This window comes from Lachnospiraceae bacterium, from assembly GCA_025758065.1.
In the GTDB taxonomy this organism is placed as follows: domain Bacteria; phylum Bacillota; class Clostridia; order Lachnospirales; family Lachnospiraceae; genus Enterocloster.
Map to the genome: position 1 here is coordinate 1,567,408 of CP107199.1, position 23,293 is coordinate 1,590,700.

Consider the following 23,293-nt stretch of genomic DNA (forward strand, 5'->3'; position numbering starts at 1 on the left):
ATAGGAATGGAGAATAAGAAGATGAAGATAGGCGCAGTGGTTGTTACATATAATCGTCTGGATAAGCTGAAAAAGGCTCTGGAAAGCTTTGAAAAACAGCTGTATCTCCCGGCTTATGTGATCGTGGCAGATAATGCCAGCACAGATGGAACTGCGCAGTATCTGCGGCAGTGGCAAAAGGAAGATGCAGGCTTTAAAAAGATCATTCTGACCATGGAAAGCAATATGGGCGGAAGCGGCGGCTTCTATGCCGGTATAAAAAGGGCTATGGAGCAGGAGGCTGACTGGATCTGGGTATCTGATGACGATGCCTATTTAAAAGATGATGCATTAAAGCAGGCATCCGATTACCTGGAAGAACAGCCGGATCTGGATAAAATATCAGCAATCTGCGGAAAAGTTATCAAAAACGGGAAAATGGATATCAATCACGGAAAATATTATTACAAAAAAGGGATCCGTATCTGTGAAGCATCTATTCCTGCAGAAATGTATGAGAAAAAAGAGTTTGAAATGGGAAGCTTTACTTATGTAGGCACCATTATGAATAAGAAAAAGCTTTTAGAAGCCGGACTGCCTAATAAAGACTACTTTATTTACTGGGATGATCTGGAGCATGGGATCCGCATGAGAAAAACAGGAAAGATTATAGGAGTGCCGGGTATTGTAGCCTATCATGATGTAGGAGAAGAAGGAAGCGGCATTAACTGGAAGCTGTATTATTCCTACCGGAATATGATCGATACCTACCGGAAACATTTCTCCGGAGTCTGCTACGACTATTTCTGTCTGAAGATCCGGGTAAAGATCTTCTTAAATCATATGACAGGGCACAAAAAGCTGGAACTGAACATTCTGGAAGAAGCCTTTAAGAATGCCAGACAGCAGAAATTTGGCCTTCATCCTGTATATAGACCAGGATGGAAACCGGGAGAATAAGGAAGAAAAGTATGGAGAAAAAAGAGAAATCCATAAAATTCAATCTGGTCATGAACATGCTTCTGACCACATCTGCCTTTGTATTTCCGCTGATCACATTTCCCTATATTACCCGTGTTCTCCTGCCGGAAGGAAACGGAAAGATCGCCTTTGCAAACTCCGTGATCAATTATTTTTCCATGTTTGCCATGCTGGGCATACCTACTTATGGAATACGTGCCTGTGCCCAGGTGCGGGATGATAAAGAGCAGATGTCAAAAACAGCCCAGGAAATCTGGATGATCAATGGGATCATGACGCTGCTTGCATATGCGGCACTGGCAGTGGCTCTTATCTGCGTCCCGCGATTTAAGGCAGAGCGGATATTGCTGTTAGTATGCAGCTTGTCACTGTTTTTAAATCTTATTGCCATGGAATGGGTCTACAAGGCTCTGGAATGTTATACGTATATTACCATGCGGTCACTGGCGTTTAAGGTACTTGCAGTGATCTGCATGTTTCTGATGGTGCATACAAAAGAAGATTACGTAAAATATGCCGGGATCACAGTTCTTGCCAATACCGGATACGGGGTATTTAATCTTTTTAACCTGCGGAAACATATTATATTCAAACGTTTTAAGGACTATCATTTCCGCCGCCATTTAAAGCCGGTATTTATCTTCTTTGCCATGTCTGTGGCGATCACCATTTATTCCAATCTGGATATCACCATGCTTGGATTTATGCGGGATAATACAGAAGTGGGATATTATGATGTGGCGATCAAAATAAAGGTCATTCTTGTAAATATCGTTACTTCTCTAGGCGCAGTCCTTCTTCCGCGAACCTCCTATTATGTGGAAATGAAAATGGAACGGGAATTCCGTACTGTATCCGGTAAAGCACTGGAATTTGTGGCAGTTCTGTCAATTCCTCTTACTGTCAGCTTTACTATTATGGCAAAACAGTGTATTCTTCTTTTATCAGGGAATGCGTACCTTCCGTCCGTGATCCCCATGTGCATCATCATGCCTACGCTGATCCTTATAGGCGCCAGTAATGTTTTTGGTGTCCAGATGCTGGTCCCACTGGGAAAAGAAACGATCGTTCTGTATTCGGAATGTGCAGGAGCTGTGGCTGATATTATCCTGAATGCTGTTTTTATCCCCAGATATGGGGCTTCGGGAGCTGCATTTGGAACGCTGGTGGCAGAGGCAGTAGTCCTTGTGGTGCAGGCAGCAGCACTTAAAAATATGGCATGGGAGATCATTAAGAAGGTAGAAGTGTGGAAGATATTACCGGCAGCGGCTCTGTCCGGCGCAGCTATGATATTTATCAAAAATAAGCTGAATATGCCGGTATTTCCGGTGCTGGTGATCTGCTTTAGTGTATTCTTCAGTATTTATGGGATCCTGCTTCTTGGGATGAAAGAACGGATCCTGATGGAACTGCTGCGTACAGCCGCAAAACGATTGAAACAAAAGGAGCGAGAGGAATAATGGAAGTTCAACTGCAAAGTGTATTACTGCAGCAGGATAACATATGTGGTATTACGGACATGTATTATCATGATGCTTTTGGAAGACTCACATTTAATGGTTACTTTAATCTTATTTATATCGCAAAGCGGAAAAAATATACGAATCTTACAGGAATCAGTTTAAAAATCCGGTTAAGAGGCTTCAAAAAGCTTATCCTGATGCATGACAAAGACGACATACAGGAAATAGAACTGGATGGAGAAAATGAAAAAGAATACGTGGTTCCATTTCCATATGATAAATATAATGATGGAGTATTTGCCTTTGCACTGATCGTGGAAGACCGGTTAAAATGGGTGCTGGAAGGCATGTACTGGGGCGAGGTCGATGAAAAATCCTTCCGGAAAGTAAATATAGGAATTGATATCTGTACTTACAAAAGAGAAGGCTATGTTTTCCAGAACCTCAGGAGACTTTACGAAAATATCTTCACTCAGCCTGAGCTGGAGGTATCACACCACAGCCATATCTTCCTGATCGATAATGGAAGAAGCCTGTGCAATGGCAGGAGAGTCAACGAACTGGCAGCAAAGATGAAGGATAAGATAGATATCATCCAAAATATGAACGCCGGAGGCGCCGGGGGCTTTACCAGAGGGATGATAGAGATCATGAACCGCAAAGAAAAAGAGGGATACAGCCATGTTCTCCTTATGGATGATGATGCAATCATACAGCCGGACCTTCTGGTGCGGCTTTACGGCTTTTTAACTGTTTTAAAAGAAGAGTGGAAGGACATGACTGTAGGCGGAACACTTCTGCGCCAGGAAAACCAGAGGTACAGCTTCAGCGCAGGTGAGTGGTGGGAAAAGGGAAAAACCACACCAAACCAGTACTACAACTTTGATCTGACTTATTATGAAAGTGGAGTTGATCATTTCGTCCTTGAAGCAGCCAACGAGCATAAGCTGTATTCAGGCTGGTGGTGCTGCTGCTATTCCCTGAACGTAGTAAGAGAAGACAATCTTCCATTCCAGTTCTTCGTACACCACGATGATATTGAATATGGAATACGAAACCGGGATGTGGGTATCACATTCTTAAATGGCATCTGTGTCTGGCACCGGGATGTGCGAGGTGCCATGCCCGGCATCATGTCCTACTATGACATGAGGAACTTTCTGATAGAAATGGTATTACAGAAGAATTCACTGTTCCTGATAATGAAACATACCATCCGTAAGATGGCGGGAATGCTTCTCAGATACCGGTATAAAGACACGAAGCTTACCTGTGAAGGTGTCCTGGATTTCTTAAAAGGACCTAAATGGATCTGGGAGCTGAACCCGGAAGAAATGAACACAGAGTTAGCTAAACTGGCGGATAAACTGAGCTATATAGATGAGTTCCGGGAAGGCCCGGTACCACTTGTCAAAGCAGGTGATCCCATTAAAGATTATCAGAAACACGATGAGGTAGTCATCTGGGATAAACAATCAGAAAGAGCCATCCTGGTAAAAAAAGACCTGATCCAGACCATCATCTGTATGGGCTACATTCTGGAAGCACTGTGCTGCCTGCTGTTTAAATATAGAAAAGCAGCAAAAGAATACAGGAGAGATATAGGGAAGTATACTACGAAAGAAGCCTGGGAGAAGTATCTGGGATTAGATGAGAATGAGAGAGAGAAGGAAGAATTGAAGGCAGAACCGAAAACAGAACGGAAAGTAAAACAGAAAGAAGAATGGAAAGCAAAATGGAAATAAGGAGCAGAGAATGATCATGACTGGAATATATATAGATAAAGAAAAGAAAAAATGGATGTTCCTTTTTGCATATGGGATTTATCTGGTATCGGTTATCCTTTTTGCATCTAAATACGGGGAAATGGACAGTATGAAAATATTTTTCCCTGTAGTACGGTTTATTGCATATGGACTGATATGCGCAAAGATTATACTGGATTTTCTGGAGAAGGGATATTCTAAAAAAGAACTGGCATTGATCGTTATAGTGGGAACATTATTCTTGGTCAGTGCCTATGTAACAAAAGATAAAAATCTGCTGATCTACTGGGTATTTATAGTCGCAGCTCATGATGTGGATTTTCAGGATATCATAAAATGGTCACTTTGGGTGCATCTTGGGGCAGTGCTATTTGTAATTGGGAGCTGCTATGGGGGGATACTGGAGAACAGGATCTATGTACAAGAAGGCGGCAAACGAGTCCGGGACAGCTTAGGATTTCAGTATACAACAGAAGGAAGCAATTTATTCTTTTATATGATCCTTATGTGGGTATATTGGAGAAAGAATAAGATCACATGGATTGAATTAGCTGCAATGCTGGCAGGAAGCTTATATTTCTTTATTAAAACTGATACTAAAAACTCATTTATTCTGGGAATGCTGGCAATTATTGGAGTAATTGTTTTAAAATATATTCCGTATTTAAGAATTTATAAAAGGATATATTCAGTGATTGCAGTAGGGATCGTGCCGATTTTATCTGCTGGTATTATAAGCATTTCAGTTAAGTATGCTGAATCCGTACAATGGATGAAAAAATTAAATGGATTATTAAGTGGAAGAATAGCTTTGGGAAAAAGCGGATATGTAAACTTTGGCATTAAACTTTTTGGGCAAAAGATCCAGTGGGTAGGTGGAGAACCGGGAGAAGGGATAGCATACAATTATGTAGATTCTTCCTATATGCAGAGTCTCCTAAATTTTGGACCAATAATCCTTGCATTGATTTTAGCAGGATTGATCCTTATGGGAATCTTTATTGCCATCAGAAAAGATACTTATTTTCTTCTGGTATTTGTTTTATTTGTAGTACACAGTACCTTTGATCCCCAGCTGACCTGGATTGGTTATAATTGTTTTTTAATGGCATATTCGTATATTCATGATGGTCAGGCTGGAGAGAAGAGCAGCGGAAATGAGAAAACAAAATATTCCTGTTAGAGTTTTTTGTTTTTCAAAACTAAGAAATACCAACTTGAACGGTAATAAAGTTGTTCAGGCTATGTTATAGAAAATACCTAAAGAAGCTATTTCGGTGAGGTAAAAATAAATAGTATCCATTTAAATCCAGTATTTCCAATAACAATAACTCTTAAGATTGTATTAATCTATTGAAGTTTTAAATGGGACGTGTTATAGTAAACTCTGAAAAAACGCACAGATCATTTGTATCTGTGGTCATATTTGAGGCAAAGAAACGGTGCTTACCATCAGGTCCAAATAATAGCAATTATTTGGAGTTAAGGGGTGGGATTTGACCTAGATATTTGATGCAAAAATTTAAGAGTAAAATGGTTTTAGGGAATGAAGCCGGTAATTGCTGTTGGGTGCGATTATCGGTTTTGTTTTATCTTATCAATTCTTTACGCATGTCTCAAATATATTCAAAAGTCAGAAATAAATGAATGTGAAGGTATATGTCAAAATTCATTTTGATGCGAGTGAGGGAGGATAAGATAGTATGATTATAACAAAGACGCCATTTAGAATGAGTTTTTTTGGTGGTGGCACCGATATGGAAGATTACTTTAAAGAAAACGGTGGAGCAGTTATTTCGACTACTTTTGATAAGTATTGCTATGTAAATATAAGGCACCTTCCTCGTTTTTTTGATTATTCCACAGAGCTATCTTATTCAAAAACTGAAAGGGTTACTGATGTAAAAGATATTCAGCATCCAGCTATTCGAGAAGCTATGAAGATGCTTGATATGCATGAAATTAGGTTAACATATGAGGCCGATCTTCCTGCCCGCTCTGGACTTGGTACATCGTCTTCATTTGCTATAGGTATGTTAAATGCCTTCTATGCACTTAAAGGAAAATATGCTGATAAGAGAAAACTTGCAGATGAAGCAATATATCTTGAAAGAGTTTTATGTAATGAAGCTGGCGGTTGGCAAGACCAGATAGCAGCTTCTTTCGGTGGGTTTAATAGAATAGAATTTAACGCTGATGGATATGAAGTAAGACCAATAATTATAAATCCAGAAAGAAAAAAGCTTAAGCAAATGTATGAACTTGTAAATGAAGCAGAGCAAGTTCTTGTAAATAAAGATAGAGATTTAGATGATTTTGGAAGACTTCTTGATACTACATGGAAATTGAAAAAAGGTACTGGTTCAAGTATCAGCACCGGAAGTATTGACGAATTGTACGATAAGGGAATGAAAGCGGGGGCTCTTGGGGGCAAACTTCTAGGCGCTGGCGGAGGAGGATTTTTACTGTTTTATGTTCAACCGGAAAATCAAAAGCTAGTTAAAGAGGCTATGAGTGATTTAATGTATATACCATTTAGATTTGAAGATGCTGGTACTCAGGTTATTCATTACACACCAGAACCTTATGAAGAATAGTAGAAAATTGTAGGATTGAATAATATCACAAGCTTTTAATAGCTGGAAACGGTGGTTCTGCAGCAAATTCAGAACATATAGCCGGGGAGCTGATGAAGAGATTTAAAATTCTTCGACCTGTTTCAACGGATTTTGCAGATAAGTTAAAAGCAATTGATAAAGAAAGAGGCGAAAACCTTTCAAAAAACCTTGAACGAGGACTTATGGCGATTCCTCTTTTAGCACATGAAGCATTAACCACAGCATATATCAACGATGTTGATAGCCTTGGAGTATTTGCACAGCAATTATATGGATTTGGTAGACCTAGAGATGTATTCCTTGGAATTTCAACATCTGGTAATAGTAAAAATGTAATGTTAGCTACCGTTGTGGCAAGAGCATTGGGGCTTAAAGTAATAGGCTTAACAGGCACAAAAGGTGGAGAACTTGCAATAGTTGCCGATGTTGCTATTAAAGTACCGGAAAAAGAAACCTACATGATACAGGAGTTACATCTTCCTGTTTATCATTGTTTGTGTTTGATGCTTGAAGATAGATTTTTGGGAGAGTAAATAAATCGTATGGAAAAACAGCCTTTATTGAATACATATGTGAATAATGTCAGTATGGATGAGACCGTCCATGCCATTGAGGATATGATTGCTACTAATAAGAAATCATATGTGGTGGCTATTAACGCTGATGTGGTAATGAAAATAGAAAATGATGAATATTTAAAAAAGGTTGTCGATGAGGCTGATATGGTACTGGTTGATGGTCAGCCTTTAGTGTGGATTTCAAAATGGCATAAGCGACCAATTAAGGCAAGAATATCTGGGTCAGATCTCGTGCCTGAACTATGCAAAGTGGCTGCCACAAAAGGCTACTCAATATTTATTATTGGTGGTAAAGATGGGATAGCTGAGAGAGCTAAAGACAATCTTGAAAAGGAGCATAGAGATATTAAAATTGTTGGAACCTATGCACCTCCATTTGGGTTTGAAAAGGATATAACAGAACTTGAAAAGATAAATAAAATGATTTCAACTGCTCATCCAGATTTACTCATAGCATGCTTTGGGTGTCCCAAACAGGAAAAATGGATATATGAAAATTATAAAAATTATGATGCTAAAATTTCTATTTGTGCAGGGGCCACTGTTGACTTTATTGCTGGAAATTTGAAGCGAGCTCCAAAATGGATGAGTAATCATGGACTTGAATGGTTATATAGAGTAACGCAGGACCCCCAAAGATTGTTAAAAAGATATTTAGTCGATGATGTTAAAATTATAGGACTTATTAGGAAATATCGATAAAAAGGAAGCATTGTATGTTTGGAAATTTGATGACACAGCTTTACTTAAAAAAACTTGAGCATAAAGGTTTTAAGCATGGAAACAATTTTGATATAGAAAAAGGTGCAAATATTGATTCTGCCTTTTGCCATTTGATTTCGTGTGGTGATAATGTAACATTAGCTAAAAATGTATATATATTGGGTCATGACGCATCAATGGGAAAGTTTTTAAAAAGGGCAAAAATTGGGAAAGTTAAGATAGGAAATAATGTTTTTATAGGAGCTGGTAGTATTATTTTACCTGGCATAAATATTGGCGATAATGTGATTGTTGCTACCAATAGTAGCGTGACAAAAGATATCCCGAGCGGAGAAATCTGGGGGGTGTACCAGCCAAATTTATTATGAAAACTGATGATTTTTTAACGAAACATAGGACTGAGATTAGTGAGAAAACAGAAAATGATAGATTTTGGTACGGGGACTGAGGCTAAATTAAATGTCCTCATGGTTGGTGTTGATGAAGGTAGAATAGGCGGTATGTGGAGTGTAGCAGAAACCTATATTAAAAATGAGACATACAATAAATTTGTAAATTTGAAATATGTTGCTACATCTACGGGTGGCTCAAAATTCAAAAGAACCATTAAGATGTTTTCTGGGTATCTAAAAATATTAGTATATTTGTCGGAAAAAAAAGTTGATATAGTCCATATTCATATGGCAGAAAAAGGTAGCGTGTACAGAAAGGGTTTTGTGGTAAAATTAGCAAAATTATTTAAAATCAAAACTATTATACAGATGCACGCTGGACCAATAATGAGTTGGTACAATACCTTGCGAGAATATCAAAAAAAAAGAGTAAGAGAAATATTGAATAGTCCCGATAAATTATTGGTTTTAGGTAACTATTGGAAAGAACAATTATGTGAAATTGTTCCTAGTGACAAAATTGATGTTTTATATAATGGTGCAGATTGCTCTTGCAGTAACAGATATAACATAAATGGTAATTACATTACATTTATGGGAATGATTACAAAAAGAAAAGGAGCTTATGATTTAATTGATTCGATTAAATTAATAGATAAAGATTTGCCAAAGGAAATCACAATAATTTTATGTGGTTTTGATGAAGAAAATAAAGCAAAAGAATATGCTAGGAACTTAAATTTAAATCATCGAATAATATTTCCTGGTTGGATTGATAAAGAAAAGAAGAACGAAGTTTTACAAAATACTTGTATATGTGTTCTGCCATCGTATTTTGAAGGTTTATCTATGACAGTGGTAGAATCTATTTCTTATGGTATACCAATTATTACGACTAATATTTCAACGATGCCGGAAATTGTTGGTGATAGTATCCATATGGTGTTGCCTGGCGATATCATTGATTTAGCAGAGACTATAAAAAACTTAATTTCTGACAAATCAAAGAGATATGAGCAAAGTAGGTATTTGTATAGAAGAGCAAAAAGCATTTTTTCTATTGAAAAAAATATAAATGAGACACTAAGAATATATAACGAATGCTTAAAGGTATAGAATGAAAAAATATTTATTAATAACTCAAAGATGCCCCTATCCACCTCACAAAAATGGTGGTATACACACAATATATAATATTATAAAAAATGTACCATCTGATGTAGAATTAGATGTTTTTTATTACTATGAGAGGGATCTTGAAGCTGAACAAGTAATAAAAAGGTTTGTCCACAAAATAGAGTATAAAAAACTATATAAAATGCCTAATAAATTTACTAGGATGAAAAATTTTATAAGCGGTATTCCGGATTATTATTCGGAGGTGGATTTAAAAAAAATTGATGTAGAGATTGATTATGATAAGTATGATGTGGTGATTTTGGACCAGATTTATTCTTTGCCTTTTGCTGAGTACATTCCAAGAGATGTTTCGATTATATCAATGATGCATGATAATAATGCAATGTTGTATGAAAGAAAGGCAAATGCTGAAAAATTATTTGTAAAGAAAATTTATGATAGAAAGCAAAGCGAATATTTTAAGAAAGTAGAAGAAAAATATTTTAATAAGATTAAGAAGGTTATTTATGTATCGGATTTAGATGCTACAAGATCTCAAAGCGAGCATAAAAATTGCACCTGTAAATTTGATAATATAATTTTAGGTGTTGATTTACCAGAAAATAACCAATTTAGTAATGCCAAAGAGAACTCTATAGTGTTTTCAGGAGTTATGGATTATGGCCCTAATGAGGATGCGGCATATTATTTTGCAACCGAGGTATATCCTGCAATTAAGGAAAAAATTAATGATGCTGAGTTTGTAATTGCAGGCAAGAATCCAACTCAAAAATTAGTAGATTTAAAATGTAAAAACATCCATATTACAGGTTTTGTCGATGATATGTATAGGACTATTTCTTCATCGGAAATATATGTATCGCCTTTAAGATATGGAAGTGGAACAAAAAATAAGGTATTGGAGGCGATGGCTGTTGGAATGCCTGTATTTTTGACAGATGTTAGTAGAGAAGGTATAGATGGATTACAAGATGGTCAAAATTGTTTTTTTGTAGATAAAAATAATATGGCTGAAGTAATTAGTAAGGCTCTAACCGATAAGGTTAGATTAAAAAAGGTCGCTGAGAGAGGAAAGGAATATGTAGAAAGGTATCATTCATGGAAAAATGTGTTTGATAAATTTCTAATTGATTAGAGTATGAATATTTTATTTACGTCAGATTTATCGGGTATGGGTGGTGGCGAAACTAGTTTGGTAAATTTAAGTGCTGTTTTAAAGAAAGATAACAATATAAGTGTTCTATGCAACACTAATGGAAGACTTAATGATATACTTAAGAGTAATGGAATTCAGGTATATGAATTGAACTATAGAGATAAAAAGAAACTTATAAAAAATCTTTTATTTATAAGAAAGCTGGCAAAAAATAAAAATATACAAATTATTCATAGTAATGATCCGCTTACATCTATCATTATGCATTATGCTGTCATAGGATTAAAAGTAAAGACATTTTGGACATGTCACGGACAATGGTATAATTTTAAAGGCTTAAAGAAGCTACTCATAAAAAAATCAAACTGCCATATTTTTTGTGTATCAACAAAAGTGAAAGAATCCTTAGATAGAATGGGGTTTAAAAATACAAGCATATCTTATTTGGGGATACCGTTAGAAAGGTATGAAAATGCGAAACCCACGAATTTAAAAAATGAACTCAATATTCCATTAAGCAATAAGTTGATAGCTTGCATAGGTAGATTCCAACCAATTAAGGGACAACTGAAATTAGTAGAGGCTTTGAATAGTCTTATACAAGGTGGTGCTAATGTTACGTGCTTATTAGTGGGCGGCTGTGTTTTTGGAGCCGAAGAAGACAAAGATTACTATAACAGAGTAAAAAAATACGTTTATGATAATGAGTTGGAGAGAAATGTTATATTTCTTGGTGAGAGGCAAGATATTCCAGCAATCTTAAAAGAAATAGACTGCCTCGTAATTCCTTCAGATAACGAGTCTTTTGGGATGATTGCAGTTGAAGCATTAGCTGCCGGTACTCCGGTATTATCAACGCCAAATGACGGTGTTAGTGAAATTTTAAATTACGATAAGAGATTTATTGCAGCTACAAATGATGCAGTAGGTTTACATTTACTTATAAATTCTTATTTCAAATATAAAGAAAGAACTACTAGTGAAATTGGTAATGTAAGCAATGTTAATGAAAGATTTTCAATTAGTAATGTTGCCACAATTTACATGGATTGTTTTAAAAAGTATAGTAGAATATGAAAATACATTTAAAAAACATAATCGGTATAGCTTTTGGCGCAATTGTACTACTGGCATTATATAAACCTGGATATACATATGAGGTGAGTAGCATTGATAGTGCGTTTACAATTTTACAGTTAATAAGTTTAATAGTGTGTGCAATTGTTGCTATTAAATATTTTAGGAAATTATTCGTTCCTGAATTTGTTTTACTAATTGTTATAAAGACATATACGTTATTATTTACAGTTATTATGCAAGGAAGCCTGAAAGATTATGTTTATTCGTTTGTTTGGTTGATTTGTGAGATTATACTAATATCATATTATTTAAGATTTAAGCGCAAACTTGGAATAAAAACTGTGTGCATTGCTTTGGCAATATTGGTTTATATAAATTTAGCTTCAATCATTATGTTTCCAGAGGGAATGTACAATTTTGGTAGTGAAAGGATTTACACTTTTTTGGGGCATGCAAATACTACATTGGTATTTTCATTCCCATTATTTGTTATTTCAATATTGCTGATAAAACAAAAACAATGGAGATGGTTTTCCAGACTTAATATTATTGTTTGTGTTATATCGACGATATTGATACAATCGGCAACAGCATATGTCGTTTATGCGGTGTTTATTTCATTAAACATTATTTTTGCTATAAAAAAACGATTTCCAAAAGGAATGTTTTTTACTATTTATATAATAATAATGCTATTGTCGGTGGGAATTATATTTTTCAAGATACAAAATATTTTTGGCTTTTTAATAAAAAATATTTTACATAGGGAATTGAATTTTACTAATAGAGATTACTATTGGGGAATAACAATAAACTATATAAAAAATAATTTATTAGGCTATGGTTATGTCGCAGGAACTGCAAGAATAGGTGGACTAGGGTCGCACGATTCTTTGTTAGAAATTCTTTTTGAAGGAGGCGCTCTATTACTACTTCTTTATACTGTATGGTTTAAAAAAATTTCAAAATTGTTTGATAAGGCATGTGATAGTGCGACAATAAAAATTTTACTTTTTAGTTTGAGCGCTATGATGTTGACTTGCATTACAGAATCCTCAATTTCTGATTATAAGTGGTACATTTTATATGTGATTGCCATAAATGAAATTTATAATTCTAAGAGAACCTGTCCTGTTATTGCGAAGAGTTAAGGGGAATTAACTATGAATATCTTGTTGTATGGTTGGTTTGGTGAGAACAATGTTGGAGATGAACTAATATTAGATGCAAGTATGTCCTTGATTAAAAAACAGTGTCCCTCAGCAGAAATAAATGTTATGGGGACCAAGCCGTGTCAAGTGAAAAAATTACATGCAGGGATGAATCGTGTGTCAACATATATCGACTACAGGCCTAAAGAATTTCTTAGAGCGTTTAAGTATGGCTTTTTTGATGTGATTAGGAATATATTAAAAAATGATGTTTTGGTAATATCCTCGGGAGGTGCGCTTTCAGACTGGCACAAGGAATCGACGATAACACTTTTTTTTATGATTGATATGTTTTCTTTTATGAAAAAGCCAATTTATATGTTAGATGTTGGTGCTGGCCCGATTAATATCAATAAATCATATAAACGCTTCAAAAATAGACTCGATAAAATAAGAATTATTACAGTGAGGGATAAAAGCTCTTTTGATACATTGAAAACTTTAAAACTTAATAACATATATTTATCAAGAGATGTAGTTTATTCCTATTCCGAGAGTATTCTGGATAGAATAAAAAACATAGAAAAAATTAATAATTCTGTGGGTTTAGTGATAGCAGCAGTTTGTTATGAAACAAAAAGTGTTTATGACGAATATATAAATCAAATTAATTTACTGATAACAAAGTTACTGCAAGAAGGTTATAAAGTATCGGTTATACCATTTTTATATGAAGAAGATAAGGAGTTTTTAGAGCAACTTCAAATTCCTGAAATTGTCAAAATTTGCGTTGATCAAAATAATGCATATAAGGCAATAGAATATATAGCACAATGCGAATATGTTATTGGGATTCGCTATCATGCACTTGTATTATCAGCAATCATGGGGAAAAAAATTATTCCGCTTGTGCATCATGGCAAGAATGGAGATTTCGTGAAAGATTTTTTATTGGATAAATATGCAGAGTATATAGGTGATGGTAAGAACTGGGAATATTCTCAAATATCAGCTAACAATATAATACGGAATCTGAGAAGAATTGATTCCGATGAACAATATAAACTAAATATCATTTCAGCAATTAATGATAAGTATAACACTACAAAAGCTGAGGATATTTTATTTAATGCATTGCTAGATGCTTAAAAGGAGTAAAATATAATGTTTTGTTTACTATGGCAAAAAAATAAATCTGTAAATAAATATACTGGTAAGCATATCAATGATAAAATAGAACGAATTGTTCCAACTATTTGGGAAGAACATTGTTTAGAATGTTCACCGCCAGAATGCTATAAATCCTGCGAGAAATATCGAAGAAGAGAAGATGGTTCATGCATAAGGGTTACAAACGGCATATCAGCTTCAAATGAATTCAACGGGCTTTACGGATACTCTGCAGTTGTCGAGTTTAGAGAATGGTCAAAAATAGAAATATTATATAGGGAAAAAGCGGTTAGTATAGACGAAAATTTCAAGATAGAAAAGCACATTAGTCTTTTAGATAATATTTTTAAATTTACACATTATCCTTTATTCTTTTTAAAAGATCCATGGTCTTTATTTCACAGATGGGAACTTGAGAGACAAAAATATATTTCATTTTTATCAAGGAAGGGTACGGAGGATGCTAATGCACTTCTAGGTGAAATTGTTAATCCTGGAGAAAAATTTAATTTAATAGTGGAAATAAAGACGGAAGACACTGTTGTATACCGAAAATCCCATTCTTTAGCAACAGGAGAAAATTTAATAATTGATTCAATAGATAGTCAAAAGTTAAATGAAATTAAGCAAAGAAAGTATATTTATCTATATCCAGAGCAATTCGACAAAAAACATAAACTATTCTTTAAGACTTTAGAACTTGTAAAAATTAAGGATAAAAAAAGTATAGCAAGTAAAATGGTTAAATGTGTGGTATGGGATTTAGATAATACTCTTTGGAATGGAATATTTGTAGATCAAAAAGAAGATGTACAAATTAAATCTGAAGTTATTGATATTATAAAAATGCTAGAAAACAAAGGGATTGTAAGTAGTATTTGTAGTAAAAATGATTTTGAACCTGTAATGGAATATTTAAAATCACAAAAATTGGATAGTATGTTTTTGGTACCTCAAATTAACTGGGAACCAAAAAGTAAGAACATAAAAAGAATTGCAGAATTGTTAAATATAGGTGTCGATTCAATAGCATTTTTTGATGATTCAATTAATGAAAGAAATGAAGTTAGGTCAAATGCGCCAATGGTTAGAGTGTACGACATATTAGATTTATTTGAAACCGTTAAAACTGAGCCGTTTAATCCGCCTGTTTCTGAAGAAACAAAAAATCGAAAAAAACAGTATATTGAAAATATACAGAGAAATAAAGAGATTCAAAAAAATGGTGGCGATGTTATTGCATTTTTGAAAAATGCTGATATGAATTTAACAATTAACAGGGGAAATCTAGAGAACATAGATAGATATTATGAAATTGTTCAGAGAACCAATCAACTTAATGTTTCGGTTAGGCGTTTAAACAAAGAACAAATTGTAAGTTATATTCAATCACCAGATTATGAATTTATCGAAATTCATCTTACTGATAAATATGGTGATTATGGAATCATTGGAGTGTGCAATATTTCTTTGGAAAATTTTGTGGTAGAGGATATGCTATTTTCATGTCGTGCAGCCATGAAATTTGTTGAAGAAAACTTTATTAAGTGGCTTATGACTAAGTATTCGTCAAATACAGTAAAAATTAAATTTAAGACAACAGATAGAAATAAAAAAATTATTGATAAAATTAAAACAACTGGGTTTATAGAAAATGGTGAATATTTAGTTGAAGATCCTATATTAGTTAAGTCTTTTACATTACCATTTGATATTTGTATTATAGATGAGGTTTAAATATGGTTGACAAAATAAATATTCTACCTGAGGATAATATACTTATTATAGCACCACACCCAGATGATGAGAGCATTGGGTGCGGTGGCTTAATGATTCTTTATCCAAATCAATGTGATGTATTACTCATAACTGACGGAAGGCATGGACATACGGGAGAATATCTTGGAAAAGAGGATGAACTAGTTTCAATTAGAAAAAAAGAAATTTTAAAAGCGTTGACCCATGTGAAAATTAATACTTTCTACGCTCTTGATTTACCTGATGGTAAAACTATTGAAAACGAGGATATTGTAAAAAACTTTAATTATAATCCATATGATTATGTTTTTATTCCTAACAGATTCGATGGTAATCGCGATCATGCGGCATTATTTGAAATCTTAAGCAAGTATAAAAAAAATAGTGCAAATTTTAAATTGGTTGAGTATGAGGTTGGTACCTTGCTGGAATTTCCTGTCTGGACTTTGGATATTTCAAATGTAATGAATGAAAAATTAAGTATGATTTCAGAACATACATCGCAACTTCATGACATTAATTACATCAAAACAGTGGAAGCATTAAATTCATATCGAGGTGGATATAATGGTGTACAGTATGCGGAAGCCTATTGCCCATCAGATTATATTACTGTAGGCAGGATTATATTTTGGCATTTGCCTTTTAGTTTGAGAAATATGATATATAAGGTAAGAGATAAGATTAAGAGAAAAAATATAAATGAGAAATAAAATTTTTAAAACATTTAGTGTTGTTATATTTTTAATGGTATTTAGTAAAGGACTTGGTTTTATTAGAGAGTCTCTTATTGCGGCAAAGTATGGAGCAGGTTTTATTTCAGATGTTTATGTATTTGAGGATGGAATTATAAATGCTATATATACGGTTTGTGCAGGCGTAATTAGTACAACTTATATTCCAAAATTATTATCCTTACAAAATGAAGATAAGGATAGGTTTACTAGCAATTATTTTAATATTTTATGTTCTATAATTATTGGGATAGCAGCTATTTTGGCTTTGTTTTCTTCTTTTGTCCTCAAAATTTTTGTTCCGGGTTTTTACAATATATATTCTGCAGATGTAATGAACTCTTTGGAAGTTCTTACTAGAATAAACATGATTTCATTATTGCTAGTTTTTGCTGAGAATTATTTTATAGTTGTACTTCAAGCGCATAATTATTTTATCTTCTCTTCAATTCAAGGAATAATTTTAAATGTTTCGCTCATAGTTTATCTTTTATTTTTTTATCAATATGAGATTCGAGGCATAATTATTGTTAAAATTTTAGCACATTTTATCAATGCGCTTATGCTATTGATTTTTATAAATGGAAAAAGATTATTTAAATATTCTTTTATATATAAAATAAATGACCCTAATATTGTAAGCGTCGCAAAACTGGCATCTCCTGTACTTATTGTTAATATAGTTTCGCAATTAAATTATATAGTAGATAGAGCAATGGCTTCTGGACTAGATTCTGGAAGTATGGCTTTACTTAGTTATGCGAATACAGTTGCAGCACTTATATATTCAGTTATAGGGATATCTTTTAATAATATAGTTTACACAAGTCTTAGTGAAAAACAAGATGATGATGATGAAGTCAGAAAATTGTTTGCTAAGTATAAATCTCTTTTGTTATCAATTTTGTTGCCATGTTGTATAGTTATGTTTGTTGATTCGAAGAATGTATGCAATATAATTTATGGTAGAGGGGCAATGAATGAAAATAATATAAAAATTTTAAGTCTACTATTGATTATTTATATACCCAGTAATTTTGCTTTATGTATAAGGGATTTGTACAATAGATTGTTATATATACACAAAAAAACCAAAATAACATCTTTTATAAATTTGGGTGGACTAATTTTAAATATAGTTTTAAATGTAATTTTATCAAAGCTACTAGGAGTTTATGGACTAGCTATTGCAACTTCGTTAACAGGTATTTTGATTGTGACAATAACAAAGTTATATTGTAAAAACTACATTGAATTTCATGTACGAGAATTATTGACAATGAGCATAAAAACTATAATTGTTGGATTAGCATGTGTTGCAGTAAAGATTATTTTGTTAGATACTAGCGTGATTTGGGAAATAGTTACTTTTTTGATTTCAGTAGGTTTGGCGTTACTAATTTTTAATCTTGGAGCAATAAAGAAGGGGATTTCGTAAAATGATTTATTGGCTTATTTGCAAATTGAGACAAACAAAGTTAAAGTCGAGGCTTAAAGGAAATTTTAAGCACATCGAGTTTGCCGGAAACATTGAAGTTACATCTCCAGAAACAGTTCATTTGAGTGATTACCTATATGTCGGACCTAATTGTAAGATGTATGGTAGAGGAAATCTTAATATCTCTTCAAATGTCATTATTGGTAATGATGTTAAATTTCTTACGTCAAACCATAATTATAAAGGTGATATGTTGCCATATGATAGCATTGGAATTAATAAGGATATAGTTATTGAAAAAAATGTTTGGATAGCTTCGTTTGCCTTTATTTTACCTGGTGTTACGGTTCATGAAGGTGCTGTAATTGGAGGGGGGTGCTTGGTAACTAAAGATGTTCCGAGCTGTGCTATTGTTGGAGGAAATCCTGCTCAAATTATCGGGTATCGTGATAAAGATAAATATGTTGAATTAGATAAAAATGAGCAGTATTATCTTGTGAGCAAGTATGGTAAATGATTTGTGATTATTCCGGGGCTCTTTGAGCCACCTGTCCGGACTTTGAGAACCACCATTCGTAAAGGTCAAATCCTTCGCTCCACGCCAAATACAGCGCCGCTTATTTGCGGCGCTTGTAACACTCAGCCGGAAGGTCTTTTGACCATGGCATAAGTGGTTCTAACTCTTTTTCGTCTATACTTCCATCGGCACGAACAACCTGTGTCAGCTCTGTCAACAAATGTTTCATGTAATAGTAGACATTCAGGCCATTCGCCCGGGCGGTCTCCGTAACACTGTAAATGATTGCACTGGCATCAGCTCCTCGTACCGTATTGATGGTCATCCAGTTTTTACGGCCAATCGTGAAAGTTCTCAGCGCACGTTCGCTGGCCAGGTTATCAATTGGCACTTCTCCATCTGACAGGAATACTTTCAGGTATTCTTCCTGATTCAGGCAATAGTTGATGCCTTTGGCGGTTTCGCTCTTTGGAAGCACCGACCGGTCTGCCTGTATCTTTCGGAGCCAGGAAAAGAATTCTTCAACCAGAGGCTTGATGGAAGCCTGCCGCTCTTTTAAGCGTCCTTCTGGAGTCAGTTCCTTTAAAGCTCCTTCCAGGTCATAAATGGCACCAATTCGTACCAGTGCTTTATACGCAACAGACGCCTCGACCGCTTCTGGATTACTTTTTCCAATTGCCTTAATCGCATTTGCGAAGTGGCGCCTTGCGTGAGCCATGCAATTCGCATTCTTCACACCAGCAAGATCCCGCTCCAGCTTATGATACTGTTCCAGGCCATCAGTCACAAGAACACCGTCAAAGTCCTTATAATACGCTTTCGGATGATCGCTGTGTCGTGTCTTCTGGTATTCATACACAATGATTGGCGGCACCGGACTTAATTCTCCAGTGATGTGGACCCACATATAGCTTTTACTGCCTGCAGGTCTGCCGTCATGAATTACATCTACAGGTGTTTCATCACTCTGATTTACATGTGCTTCCAGCTGACGTTTTCTCATGAGATCACACACTGGCAATAAATAGCGTTCAGCTGTCCACACCGTCCAGTTCGACATCGTCTGTTTGGACAGATCCAGGCCGTTTGCCTGGAAGTCTCTGGAAATACGGTCAAGCGGATTGCTGTTTACATACTTGGCGTTGATGATTGCGGCTTCAAGAGAAGGAGTAGCAATGCTTCCCCTGAACATCGTTTCCGGGTGATCACCACGAAGAAATTCATCCTGATGCGCACCATCTGTTCCAACATACACTTTTATGATGTGTTTTTCAGCAGTCCATTTGGCCGGTTCGAAACGAAGCTGCCAGAAAATCTCATCCGGCATACTTTTCCAGTTTTCTTCACCGAAAGCCTCATTCAGTTCCTGTTCCGGTATATCATAAAGGATTACTTCCTGCGGAAAATCCTTCAGGTCTTCTTCACGCTGGCCTTTTTTCTTAGGCTTTCGCGGTACCTTTCTGGATGAATCAATGACCTCTTCCACAGTCGGTTCCTTGGCTGTTCCATCATAATTCGCTTCTGCCTCATTAAAAAAAGAAAGCTGGCCTGCGATATCATCCAGTTTTTCCGTATGGCGGCCGAAGCGCTGCTGATTTGCCAGCCGGATCTGCTCTACGAGGTTTTCATAGTTGTGTTCCAGTCGGTCAAGCCGGTCCTGCATCTGGTAGATGACATCGTCCTTAGTTTTATGATCCATCTTGTTCAGTTCATCTGGAGTGAATTTTTTGCACATGATATCCGCCTTTCTTACTAACGGTAGTATAGCAGAAATCTGTGACAAATGCGAATCAGCCTTCAGGCCGAGTTCGTCATTTTTTCCTGCCACGAAAGTCATCAGAATTCGTATGTCAGCCTTTGGAAATATAGGGTTTTCAAGGTGCAATTGCATCGTTCCTGCCTGATAGCAGACGAATGAATTGTTCTGATCCGGTCATCCATTGTAAACGATAGCAGTTCTTTTCAGTACCAAAACAGAAAATATATTTTCTCTGTTTTGTACAAACGTTTCAATAGATATTTTTCGGATTGACATCTTTGATTTTAGGATCCAGGGGATTTAAACCCATCATAAGATACTTGTACTGCTCTTCGGTAAGATCTGCGGCTTCCTGTATGTTTCTTGGCCAGGATAACCGTCCTGCTTCAAAGCGTTTATATAGAAGCAGGAATCCTGTTCCCATCCACAAGAGCCCTTTGCACCGATCGGAACGCTTCCCGCAAAACAAAAAGAGCGTTCCCTTCTCAAATGGATTTTGACCATACTTATCTCCTATAATCGTTGCCAGTCCATCAATGCCCTTTCTCAGATCAACCGTGCCGCAGGCAAGAACAACACGGCGAATACCAGCAGCATCTTCAAGCATGGGACACCTCCTGAATGATCCGGCTCAGGAGCACATCCGAGATTTCATTGGAAATATCAATCTGTAACGTTGCCGTCCGAATCGTTGCAACAGGTTTGTCGGAAACCATGTATGTATTTGTTTCCGCAGAAGTGTGGCATGGAATTTCAACAAAAGACAGTTCTGTTTTCTCGGTCACGGCAGGAACGGAAGAGTTTCCCTTCATTTCTTCATACGCCTGTTTCCGGAACCGTCGCTGCCAGTGATAATAGCTTTGTTCGCAGATGCCATTCTCATCCATCCAGCTTTTGGCTGACTGGCCTGCTGGTCTTTGCCCACAGGCCTGAATGATCTTCTTCCAGTACTCTGCACGGACTTCATGAGTACACTGATCCATAGTGTTTAGTCCTCCCTTGAAAAAATCTATTGTTTTTCTCAAGTATGCACTAAAAATGGATTTAGTGAAAGGCGCGTGGTTTGACCTTTACTGTGAATTGTCAAGGTACATGGAACTGTTTTCTGCATGCGGAAGCAGTTCTGCCGGAGAATCCTCCGGCTCTATGGTGATCTGGACCACATCCTGTTTGTGGGATGTAAGGTCCAGAGTGCTGGCTTTTCCAGCTGGCTCAGGTATCTGGCAGGCCTTTTTACGAAGACGGGTAACTGCATTGTAAAAACAGCTGGGAGAAATCCCATGTTCATTGCACCATGCAGCATCCGTCAGACCGCTTTGTCTGCATTCAGTTACCAGATCCATCCATTCATCCAAAGAACGTCCTGAGGCACGTTTGTCAGCCATAATGAAACCTCCATGTGTAGTGAATTTCTATCTCCTATCAACGGAGTGGAGTAAAAATCTATTTACTATCATCATTATGGACTACAAAACGGCAGATGAAAAGTTACCCAGAAATTATGCGCTTACTATATTTATAAATAGTGCCCCTCTCACGCTTATTTTCTCTTTTGCTTCCTGAATAGCTGAATGCGCACAAAGTCCCCCCTTAGTTAAATTTAGCTCATTTCAAAGCGCCTGTTTTTATTTTCCCACTGACAGACTATCCGCCCTTTTCATACAAGATACTTTTTACTTTTTCTAATAATAGCTCATCACAAAACTTCCGGTTCACACTTTTTCGGCTGATTCCACTTTCTTTAAATCTTTGAATACGGCGATACAGGTATAATTCTCTCATGTTGAAGCCGATGATCATCAGATCAAATATTACTTCTGTTGCTGCATGGCAATAGCAATGTTTTGCGTGATAATACGTTTTCAACTGGTGGAATCCATTCTCTTCTATATCCCATCTTCGGTTCATCATCTCCCATAAAACCCGAGGTTCCCCTTGATCCAGAGTCGTTACCAGCCACATCCGGCGTTCGTTTTCTTTCCAGCTTTCATGATATCGGATCACACGAAGCTTATGGGGACTATTATCTATCTCAAATCCTGAAAGATCCCAGACTTCTATATTCTTTTTTCCACAGGTAAACGACCTTTTTTTCCCCTCATCCCGCTTAAACAGGCTTTCCGCATCCTGAAACAGTTCCCTTCGTTCATCTTTTAGTCGGATCACCGCATCCAGTCCACACTCTTTTATCGTATTGATAAATGGGGCATTCAGATACAGCGCATCTGCTACGATCACATCTGCGAAATGTCCGTGTCTTTCCTTCAGACGTCTGATCAGCTTTTTTCCTCCTGTCAGTTCTCCTTCATCTTTTTCCGCTCCGTCCCTCGGTTTTAACATTTCCTGGCCCAGGATTACATGTGGCGTTTTTCCTACTGTCATACAGACCACGCTCCGGTGGAAATATTCTGTTTCACCTGCACGGTTTTTCTGGCTAAGGCAGTCCGAACAGGACTTTTTTGTGCTATTGAACAATTCCACTCCATCGATACCGGCTACAACATATCCCCCTATAGTCCCTTCCCGAAATACACGGTTGCTTTTTATGATATCGATCGTCTGGTCGTGGATCTCACGGATCTCATCTGGATCTATCTGGGTAAGAAGGTCACGGACCGCATCAATTTTAGGTATCTTTCCATGTATGCAGTTTTTCAATCGTTTTCCCATACTTTCAGGCGCAGAAAAAACTGTATGAAAACTCTCATACTGCAGTATCAGAAAGAGCAGTGCCGGCATAACGATATTAAACAATGGGATCGATCTTCTTTTTCTTTTGTCCGATAACCCCTTGATTTTCTCCGGGATTTTATATACACTTTTCATATAAGTTAGCAGCTTCTTTAATGCTAATTTTTCATTAAGGACACCTTCTTTCGTGTTGTTTTGT

At 36.0% G+C, this 23,293-nt stretch carries 20 protein-coding genes and 2 pseudogenes; 17 read left to right on the forward strand and 5 right to left on the reverse strand.

Annotation, left to right across the window (positions count from 1 at the left end; all coding sequences use genetic code 11):
• The first annotated feature begins 21 nt into the window (after positions 1-21).
• From OGM16_07170 to OGM16_07250, 17 genes and pseudogenes are all read left to right on the forward strand, one after another.
• Positions 22-939: a glycosyltransferase gene (locus OGM16_07170; GenBank protein UYJ48019.1), complete on the forward strand. Its 918-nt coding sequence runs from the start codon at positions 22-24 to the stop codon at positions 937-939.
• Positions 940-950: 11 nt separating this feature from the next.
• On the forward strand, positions 951-2,420 hold the full coding sequence (locus tag OGM16_07175) for an oligosaccharide flippase family protein (GenBank protein UYJ48020.1): 1,470 nt from the start codon (positions 951-953) through the stop codon (positions 2,418-2,420).
• The gene (locus OGM16_07180; GenBank protein ID UYJ48021.1) at positions 2,420-4,168 is read left to right on the forward strand and encodes a glycosyltransferase; all 1,749 of its coding nucleotides are present in this window, start codon (positions 2,420-2,422) and stop codon (positions 4,166-4,168) included. Before OGM16_07175 ends, OGM16_07180 begins: the two co-directional genes overlap by 1 nt.
• 16 nt (positions 4,169-4,184) lie before the next feature.
• Positions 4,185-5,372: a hypothetical protein gene (locus tag OGM16_07185; protein UYJ48022.1), complete on the forward strand. Its 1,188-nt coding sequence runs from the start codon at positions 4,185-4,187 to the stop codon at positions 5,370-5,372.
• Between the two features lie 520 nt (positions 5,373-5,892).
• Positions 5,893-6,786: a kinase gene (locus tag OGM16_07190; GenBank protein UYJ48023.1), complete on the forward strand. Its 894-nt coding sequence runs from the start codon at positions 5,893-5,895 to the stop codon at positions 6,784-6,786.
• 29 nt (positions 6,787-6,815) lie between these two features.
• Positions 6,816-7,340, forward strand: a pseudogene (locus tag OGM16_07195) (SIS domain-containing protein).
• A gap of 9 nt (positions 7,341-7,349) precedes the next feature.
• Entirely contained in the window at positions 7,350-8,087 is a 738-nt protein-coding gene (locus OGM16_07200) for a WecB/TagA/CpsF family glycosyltransferase (GenBank protein ID UYJ48024.1), read from the forward strand.
• Positions 8,088-8,101: 14 nt separating this feature from the next.
• The gene (locus OGM16_07205; GenBank protein ID UYJ48025.1) at positions 8,102-8,476 is read left to right on the forward strand and encodes an acyltransferase; all 375 of its coding nucleotides are present in this window, start codon (positions 8,102-8,104) and stop codon (positions 8,474-8,476) included.
• Positions 8,477-8,515: 39 nt separating this feature from the next.
• Positions 8,516-9,616 carry a glycosyltransferase family 4 protein gene (locus OGM16_07210; protein ID UYJ48026.1) on the forward strand — a complete coding sequence of 367 codons (1,101 nt, stop codon included), beginning with the start codon at positions 8,516-8,518 and terminating at the stop codon, positions 9,614-9,616.
• 1 nt (position 9,617) lies between these two features.
• Positions 9,618-10,775, forward strand: a complete 1,158-nt coding sequence (locus OGM16_07215; GenBank protein UYJ48027.1) for a glycosyltransferase family 4 protein — start codon at positions 9,618-9,620, stop codon at positions 10,773-10,775.
• Between the two features lie 3 nt (positions 10,776-10,778).
• On the forward strand, positions 10,779-11,873 hold the full coding sequence (locus OGM16_07220; protein ID UYJ48028.1) for a glycosyltransferase family 4 protein: 1,095 nt from the start codon (positions 10,779-10,781) through the stop codon (positions 11,871-11,873).
• Positions 11,870-13,027, forward strand: coding sequence for a hypothetical protein (locus OGM16_07225; GenBank protein ID UYJ48029.1), 1,158 nt, complete (start codon positions 11,870-11,872; stop codon positions 13,025-13,027). The genes OGM16_07220 and OGM16_07225 overlap by 4 nt, the downstream gene beginning before the upstream one ends.
• Positions 13,028-13,039: 12 nt before the next feature.
• Positions 13,040-14,176 carry a polysaccharide pyruvyl transferase family protein gene (locus tag OGM16_07230; GenBank protein ID UYJ48030.1) on the forward strand — a complete coding sequence of 379 codons (1,137 nt, stop codon included), beginning with the start codon at positions 13,040-13,042 and terminating at the stop codon, positions 14,174-14,176.
• 15 nt (positions 14,177-14,191) lie between these two features.
• Positions 14,192-15,934 carry an HAD-IIIC family phosphatase gene (locus tag OGM16_07235; protein ID UYJ48031.1) on the forward strand — a complete coding sequence of 581 codons (1,743 nt, stop codon included), beginning with the start codon at positions 14,192-14,194 and terminating at the stop codon, positions 15,932-15,934.
• Between the two features lie 2 nt (positions 15,935-15,936).
• A complete protein-coding gene (locus OGM16_07240) occupies positions 15,937-16,668 on the forward strand; it encodes a PIG-L family deacetylase (GenBank protein UYJ48032.1) in 732 nt (243 codons plus the stop codon).
• Entirely contained in the window at positions 16,658-18,127 is a 1,470-nt protein-coding gene (locus tag OGM16_07245) for an oligosaccharide flippase family protein (GenBank protein ID UYJ48033.1), read from the forward strand. The genes OGM16_07240 and OGM16_07245 overlap by 11 nt, the downstream gene beginning before the upstream one ends.
• A gap of 328 nt (positions 18,128-18,455) precedes the next feature.
• Positions 18,456-18,644 (forward strand): annotated as a pseudogene (locus OGM16_07250) (acyltransferase).
• Positions 18,645-18,744: 100 nt separating this feature from the next.
• Here the strand turns inward: OGM16_07250 and OGM16_07255 are convergent.
• From OGM16_07255 to OGM16_07275, 5 genes are all read right to left on the reverse strand, one after another.
• Positions 18,745-20,379: an IS66 family transposase gene (locus OGM16_07255; GenBank protein ID UYJ48034.1), complete on the reverse strand. Its 1,635-nt coding sequence runs from the start codon at positions 20,377-20,379 to the stop codon at positions 18,745-18,747.
• Between the two features lie 274 nt (positions 20,380-20,653).
• Complete coding sequence (gene tnpB / locus OGM16_07260) at positions 20,654-21,010, reverse strand: IS66 family insertion sequence element accessory protein TnpB (protein ID UYJ48035.1); 357 nt, start codon at positions 21,008-21,010, stop codon at positions 20,654-20,656.
• Positions 21,003-21,386 carry an IS66 family insertion sequence element accessory protein TnpB gene (locus OGM16_07265; GenBank protein ID UYJ48036.1) on the reverse strand — a complete coding sequence of 128 codons (384 nt, stop codon included), beginning with the start codon at positions 21,384-21,386 and terminating at the stop codon, positions 21,003-21,005. The genes tnpB and OGM16_07265 overlap by 8 nt, the downstream gene beginning before the upstream one ends.
• 87 nt (positions 21,387-21,473) lie before the next feature.
• A complete protein-coding gene (locus OGM16_07270) occupies positions 21,474-21,788 on the reverse strand; it encodes an IS66 family insertion sequence element accessory protein TnpB (protein UYJ48037.1) in 315 nt (104 codons plus the stop codon).
• 259 nt (positions 21,789-22,047) lie between these two features.
• On the reverse strand, positions 22,048-23,229 hold the full coding sequence (locus OGM16_07275; GenBank protein UYJ48038.1) for a transposase: 1,182 nt from the start codon (positions 23,227-23,229) through the stop codon (positions 22,048-22,050).
• Positions 23,230-23,293 lie beyond the last annotated feature (64 nt).